This is a genomic window from Vibrio sp. R-1 (assembly GCF_035615595.1).
In the GTDB taxonomy this organism is placed as follows: Bacteria; Pseudomonadota; Gammaproteobacteria; order Enterobacterales; family Vibrionaceae; genus Vibrio; species Vibrio cholerae.
On record NZ_WPDC01000012.1, the window covers coordinates 59,473 to 66,418 of the forward strand.

The window sequence follows — 6,946 nt, forward strand, 5'->3', positions numbered from 1 at the left end:
CACCCAGATAAAAAAGCCCACCAAATTCGGGTGGGCTTTCACTTCAAAAATTAAGCAGTCTAGAGAATGAAACGGCTGAGATCTTCGTCTTCGACCAGCTCACCCAAACGCGCTTTCACGTAAGCAGCATCGATCACGAAGGCTTGGCCGGCTTTTTCTGTTGCATCAAAGGAGATTTCATCCATTAAACGCTCCAGCACAGTATGCAGACGGCGCGCACCAATATTTTCGGTGGTTTCGTTAACTTGCCATGCAGCATCCGCAATCTGCTTGATACCATCTTCGGTAAACTGCACATCCACCTGTTCGGTTTTCATCAGCGCAACATATTGCTCGGTGAGTGATGCTTTCGGCTCAGTCAGAATGCGTTTGAAGTCGTTGCTCGACAGGGCTTCCAACTCAACACGGATGGGCAAACGGCCTTGCAGCTCTGGGATCAAATCTGACGGTTTTGCTACTTGGAACGCGCCTGAGGCAATAAACAGGATGTGATCCGTTCGCACCATGCCATGCTTGGTGGATACCGTACTGCCTTCAATCAAAGGCAGCAGATCGCGCTGCACCCCTTCACGAGAAACATCGGGACCCGAGACTTCACCGCGTTTACAGATTTTGTCGATTTCATCGATAAACACGATGCCGTTGTTTTCGACATTGTAAATCGCCTGCTCTTTCAGCTCTTCTTGATTGACTAGCTTAGCGGCTTCTTCTTCCACCAAGGCTTTCAGCGCATCTTTAATCTTCATTTTGCGCTTTTTCTTGGTGTCGCCCGCGAGGTTTTGGAACAGTCCCTGCAGTTGGTTGGTCATCTCTTCCATGCCTGGAGGTGCCATGATTTCCACGCCCATCTGCGGTACAGCGACGTTAATTTCAATCTCTTTGTCGTTCAGTTGCCCTTCACGCAACTTTTTACGAAACACTTGGCGGGTGCTGGAGTTCTCCTCTTTTTGCTCTGCTTGTCCCCACGCATCGCGTGGTGGAGGCAGCAGCGCATCCAATACGCGCTCTTCCGCTAACTCTTCAGCGCGGAATTTCACTTTCTCCATCGCTTGCTGATGCGTCAGCTTCACCGCAACATCGGTCAGATCGCGGATGATCGACTCCACTTCCTTACCGACATAGCCCACTTCGGTGAATTTGGTCGCTTCAACCTTGATGAAAGGCGCATTCGCAAGCTTGGCTAAACGGCGAGCAATTTCAGTTTTGCCCACACCCGTTGGGCCAATCATCAGAATATTTTTCGGGGTCACTTCAACACGCAAGCTCTCTTCAAGCTGCATACGACGCCAACGGTTACGCAGTGCAATCGCTACGGCACGTTTGGCTTTATCTTGACCTATGATGTGGCGATTGAGCTCGCTCACTATTTCGCGGGGAGTCATTTCAGACATGATTCAAATCCTTCACTCAGCTTTTCGGGCACTATCTTGTGGTTATTTGCCGGAGACTTATTGATCTACGCAGATGCGCCTTGTGGCAACATCGCCTGCGGAATTTCGAGTTCTTCGATAGTGTGATGGTGGTTAGTAAACACGCAGATATCGCCCGCGATATTTAAGGCTTTTTCGGCGATCATGCGTGCATCAAGCTCGGTGTTTTCTAACAGAGCAATAGCAGCCGCTTGTGCATAGTTGCCACCAGAACCGATCGCAATCAGATCGTGCTCAGGCTGCAGCACATCACCATTACCGGTAATGATCAGCGATGCGGTTTCATCGGCGACCGCCAAAATGGCTTCCAAACGGCGCAGCGCGCGATCGCTTCGCCAATCTTTGGCTAGCTCAACCGCCGCTTTGGTCAGGTGACCTTGGTGCATCTGCAACTTACTTTCAAAGCGCTCAAACAGGGTAAATGCATCAGCGGTTCCACCAGCAAAGCCTGCCAGTACCTTGTTGTTATAAAGGCGGCGTACTTTACGTGCATTGCCTTTCATCACGGTATTGCCTAGCGATACCTGCCCGTCACCAGCGATGACAACTTTATTATTACGACGCACTGATACGATAGTAGTCACAAGAGGCCTCTTTAATTTTTATCGGAGAGTTACCCGCTTATATGCGGCTACCGGAAAACAATTTCAAGCCAAGCGAGAGAAGTTGACCGAATGCCAACAAAAAAGCCTGATCAACATCAGGCTTTTGGGGAATCGTTTACTGCTTTTCAGCCCAGATAGCGCAGGGCTCGATTTTTGCGCGTTGCAGTTTGTGCTTATCGCGCTCCGCATCGCGCTTAAATTTGTAAGGTCCGAGGACGACACGATACCAACTGCTGTCCGCTTTCTTACGGATATGGCTGCTGATGCCTTGGAAAGCGATATCCAGCTTACGCGCTTCGGCTTGCTCTGCGGTTTTATACGCACCACACTGCATCACGTAAGGGATATCCGACACTTCCTGCTCTTTGGCCACGACTTCAATTTCGCGATTGGGCAAGGTGTCTACGTAGTCCCACTTTTCCGTTGGCGGGGGCGGTAGCGTTTCTGTCGGCTTAGGTTTACTGCTCGATGTCGATGATGACGTCGACACCTGAGTGTTGACTTTAGGTTCCGGGTCGTTGCTGAGCAAATACAAGCCATAACCAAAGCCCGCGATGAGTACTATGGCGACTAAACCACTACGCCATGGTTTACGGCGCGGCGCTGCTTTTCTACGGGTCGGCTTCTTCGGACTACGACCGCCTCTTACATAATCTCTATTAGCCACGTTGTTGTTCGGAAATTAACAAAATTGTCCACATGTTAATGCAGATCGCTGCCAGATAACAGAGTTACGCCCAAACAACTGGCCTTATCGCCGATCTCAGCGCTGCGACAGGAACGAAAAAAGGAACCGAGTTCAAACCATTCAAGCATGAAACTCGGTTTCGAAGGTTGGTTACTTCTTGCTTGGCGGCGCAGCACTCTCACGCACGACCAACTTGGTCTCCAAAAGACGCGATCCAGCACGCACATCGTGTCCGCGAAGCAGCTCAAGCATCATCAGCATGGCTTGACGGCCAATCTCATAACGCGGCTGCGAAATGGTGGTTAATGGGGGATCGCTGTACTGGGCAAACTGAATATCGTCAAAACCGACCACAGAGAGATCTTGCGGTACGCGCAAGCCAAGTCGCTTCGCTTCCTGAATTGCGCCAATCGCCATCGTATCGTTGTGACAGAAAATCGCGGTCGGCTGCTCAGGCAATGCCAACAGCTGACGCACCGCTTTTGCCCCGGCTTCAAAAGTGAAATCGCCAAAAGTGCAGTAAGTCGGGTTCATGGTGATGCCAGCACGACGCAGCGCCTGTTGATAGCCTTGATGACGGAATTGGCACAGCGCAGCATGTTGTGGACCTGAGATCTGCGCAATCCGTTTGTGCCCAAGCTGAGTGAGATAGTTTACCGCCTCAAATGCCGAGGTCAGGTTATCAATGTGTACCGTTGGCAATTCCAGCTCTGGCGCAAATTCACACGCCATCACCATAGGCGGTAGGTTTTTCTGCTCAGGTTTACTCACATCAAACGGCAAATCTGTCCCCAGCAGCAACATACCGTCTGCCTGTTTGGTAAACACCAGATTAACGAACGAGTTCTCCCGACGCTTCTGTTGACCACTATCCCCCAACAGCACCAGATAACCGTGCTCCATCGCGGCATCTTCAATACCGCGAATGATCTCAGAAAAGTAGGGATCACAGATATCTGGCACGATAGCAACGATGGTTTTCGATTCATTACGGCGCAAATTGCGCGCCAAAGAATTGGGTGAGTAACCCGCTTCCAGCACAGCCTCTTCCACTCGTTTACGAGTGGACGACGAGACTTTCTCTGGATTCATCAACGCACGAGACACGGTCGCGGTTGAAACTCCAGCAAGCTGGGCAACATCCTTCATTGTCGCCATGTATTTTTACCCTCTTTTCTCTATCGAGTGATGTTGAGCATCACACTCATGATGACTGATCTTGTAAGACTTAACCTGCAATCAGTAAATCTTGTTCATGCTAGAAATCATGGCCATAACCATGACGTTGGGCTTAACGAAAACGATTCACTGAGTGGATTTTACCGATAGTCTAAGGGATTCAGAACAGAAAGTTACGGCGAGATTAACAAATTTTGCATAGTCACTGTGATTTTCATCACGATAATAAGCATTAATTTGCTGACAAAATTAACACACATCAGCGTTATAAAACGCGATGTGAATTAGCTCAAATCTTGCGGATCAATATCGATCGACCAGCGCACCTTGCTCGCCAGCGGTAATTGTTGCAGTGCTGGACGTGCGCTTTGCAAAATCTTCTGCATCAGGGTGCGATTCGGCGTTTGTAGTAAAAGCTGCCAACGGAATTTTCCCGCTCGTTTCGCGAGTGGCGCAGGCGTTGGCCCGAGCACCATACATTCGCTATCAAACCAAGGATTGCAGCGCAAGGTTTCGCGCACTTGACGCAAAAAATCTTCCACTTGAGCGGTGTGATTGGCTTCAGCTCGAAATAAGCTCAAGAAAGAATAAGGGGGCAACTGCGCCAGCTTACGCTCTTCCAACGCCGTCAGGGCAAAATGGTGGTAATCCTTATGCAGCAAGGCTTGTAGCAAACTGTGTTCGGGATGATGCGTTTGTAACACCACTTCGCCCGGCTTGCTGGCACGCCCTGCCCGCCCTGCGACTTGAATAAAGAGCTGAGCCAAACGCTCAGAAGCGCGAAAATCACTGCTGTACAATGAGCCATCGACATCCAACAACGCGACCAAGGTAACATCGGGGAAGTGATGTCCTTTGGCGAGCATTTGCGTACCAATCAAAATGTGATATTCGCCTTTGCGAATCGCGGTTAACGCCGATTCCAAACTGCCTTTACGCCGCGTGCTATCTCGATCAATCCGCACTGAACGATACTCAGGGAATAGAGTGTGTAATTGCGCTTCAAGCTGTTCCGTACCAACGCCGACAGTAACCAGTTGAGTCGAGCCGCACCCTTTGCATTGATGGAGAACAGGACGCTGTGAACCACAATGGTGGCAGCGCATCTCATTGCTGTGTTGATGGTAGGTGTAATAGGCATCACAGCGCTGGCACTCCGCAATCCAGCCACACTCGTGACACATCAAGGCCGGAGAAAAACCGCGGCGGTTTAAAAACAACATCACCTGATTGCCCGCCGACAAATGGCGGCGCATTTCCGCAATCAAAGGCGCAGATAGGCCACTTTCCAGATAGAGCCCTTTCACATCCAACGCGTGGTTACGTGTAGGTAGTGCATTACCAGCGCGCTGCGTCAGTTGCAAGTGATGGTATTTACCAGTGAGCGCATTATGCAACGTTTCCAAGGCTGGCGTCGCCGAGCCGAGCACAATCGGAATATTCTCCAAATGCGCGCGCATCACAGCCACATCTCGGGCGTGATAACGCAGGCTATCTTGCTGCTTGTAAGAACTATCATGTTCTTCATCAACAATAATAATGCCCAATTTGGCAAAGGGTGTGAGCAGCGCCGAGCGCGTACCAATCACAATCCCCGCCACTTTATCGCGCGCCGCCAGCCAAGCGTTGAGGCGTTCAGTGTCGTTGAGCGCCGAGTGCATCACTTCGACGGGGACATTAAAACGTTGGCGAAAACGATTGATGGTTTGTGGAGTTAAACCAATTTCCGGCACCAACACCAAGGCTTGTTCACCACGCGCCAATACCGGTGTGATGAGGTTAAGATACACCTCTGTTTTACCTGAGCCCGTTACCCCTTCTAATAAAAAACAGCCGAAACCTTGTTGGCTATTCACCGCCGCAATCGCGATCGCCTGCTCTTGATTAAGCTTAGGTTTATCGACTTTAGCTTCCAGCTCTTGCGGCCAAGGACGCGCCACAGGTTTACGCTCTTCACACTCAATCCACCCTTTTTCGACCAAGGCTTTGAGGGTCGTGCTGCTCACCTCTTCATCAAGCAAAGTTTGGTGCGATAAAGCGCCGTGCTGCAACAAATGGAGAACTTGCGCTTGTTTTACCGCGCCACGCTTCACCCCTTGCATCAGTTGCTCTTGACCAAGCGCGGTCAAACGCCACTCTTTATGGCTAGTCAGCTCTGCCGCTTTGCCTTTGCGCAGTGCGCCGGGCAAGGCATTCGCGTACGTTTCACCGAGCGGATAATGATAAAACTGGCTACACCAGTGCAGCAGAGACTGCAGTTTATCTGGCCACACGGGCGCGTCATCCAAAACGGCTTGTACGGATTTCAGTTGTTCGATAGGAAAATCGGATTGATGTGTCAGCGACTGGACAATACCGACCAAGGTTTGTCGCCCAAAAGGCACTTGCACACGACCGCCCAGCACTGGAAATAGATGAGCTGGGATCAGATAGTCGAAAGACTTATCCAGAGGTACAGGCAGGCAAACTCGGGCAATGGTGGGTCGCATCAGGGTCCAAAACAGGGAAAAATCAAACGGATCACAGTCTACTGGAAGCTTGGCAGAAATTCGACCCGCGCTTTTGGTGAAATAATCGGCGCGATCGGTTGATCCGAAACTCGAGATTCATTAATATATCGCGCCTTACGGCATCCTAGAGGGTTGACCTCTCTGGATATGCAAACTCGTTATTTTTAACACTACGTGTGGTGTCCGACGACAATCGATTCGGATGGCGACACGGCCTAAATTGAGGTTATCCCATGAAAGCTGGTATCCACCCAGAATACAAAGCAGTAAACGCAACTTGTTCTTGCGGCAACTCTTTCGTTTTCAACTCTACTCTAGGTAAAGACACAATGCACCTAGACGTATGTGACAAGTGCCACCCATTCTACTCTGGTAAGCAACGTATCGTTGACACCGGTGGTCGTGTTGAGCGCTTCAACAAGCGTTTCGGCGCACTGTCTGCGAAGAAGTAATTTCTGCTTTACGCTAGATTTTGAAAAAGGACGCTTCGGCGTCCTTTTTCATAGCTTAAGCCCCGCCACCACTCTGTCTCTT

Annotated in this window: 6 protein-coding genes; 1 reads left to right on the forward strand and 5 read right to left on the reverse strand. The window is 50.4% G+C overall.

The window, feature by feature from the left end:
• Positions 1–59: 59 nt before the first annotated feature.
• The 5 genes from hslU to priA form a co-directional block, all read right to left on the reverse strand.
• On the reverse strand, positions 60–1,391 hold the full coding sequence (gene hslU, locus GOU96_RS04655; RefSeq protein ID WP_001293366.1) for an HslU--HslV peptidase ATPase subunit: 1,332 nt from the start codon (positions 1,389–1,391) through the stop codon (positions 60–62).
• Positions 1,392–1,456: 65 nt separating this feature from the next.
• Positions 1,457–2,014: an ATP-dependent protease subunit HslV gene (hslV, locus tag GOU96_RS04660; RefSeq protein WP_000208247.1), complete on the reverse strand. Its 558-nt coding sequence runs from the start codon at positions 2,012–2,014 to the stop codon at positions 1,457–1,459.
• 136 nt (positions 2,015–2,150) lie between these two features.
• The gene (locus tag GOU96_RS04665) at positions 2,151–2,702 is read right to left on the reverse strand and encodes an SPOR domain-containing protein (protein WP_001891621.1); all 552 of its coding nucleotides are present in this window, start codon (positions 2,700–2,702) and stop codon (positions 2,151–2,153) included.
• 171 nt (positions 2,703–2,873) lie between these two features.
• On the reverse strand, positions 2,874–3,881 hold the full coding sequence (gene cytR / locus GOU96_RS04670) for a DNA-binding transcriptional regulator CytR (protein ID WP_258503409.1): 1,008 nt from the start codon (positions 3,879–3,881) through the stop codon (positions 2,874–2,876).
• A 305-nt stretch (positions 3,882–4,186) separates the two neighbouring features.
• Positions 4,187–6,391 (reverse strand): primosomal protein N', encoded by a 2,205-nt coding sequence (gene priA / locus GOU96_RS04675; protein WP_267781458.1) that lies wholly within the window; start codon positions 6,389–6,391, stop codon positions 4,187–4,189.
• Positions 6,392–6,645: 254 nt separating this feature from the next.
• On the opposite strand from priA, the gene rpmE reads away from it, so the two are divergent.
• A complete protein-coding gene (gene rpmE / locus GOU96_RS04680; protein ID WP_000643446.1) occupies positions 6,646–6,864 on the forward strand; it encodes a 50S ribosomal protein L31 in 219 nt (72 codons plus the stop codon).
• Positions 6,865–6,946: the final 82 nt, after the last annotated feature.

Coding starts and splice junctions, on each gene's coding strand:
- hslU (WP_001293366.1), bottom strand. CDS start 1,391: ATGTCTGAAATGACTCCCCGCGAAATAGTGAGCGAGCTCAATCGCCAC.
- cytR (WP_258503409.1), bottom strand. CDS start 3,881: ATGGCGACAATGAAGGATGTTGCCCAGCTTGCTGGAGTTTCAACCGCG.
- rpmE (WP_000643446.1), top strand. CDS start 6,646: ATGAAAGCTGGTATCCACCCAGAATACAAAGCAGTAAACGCAACTTGT.
- priA (WP_267781458.1), bottom strand. CDS start 6,391: ATGCGACCCACCATTGCCCGAGTTTGCCTGCCTGTACCTCTGGATAAG.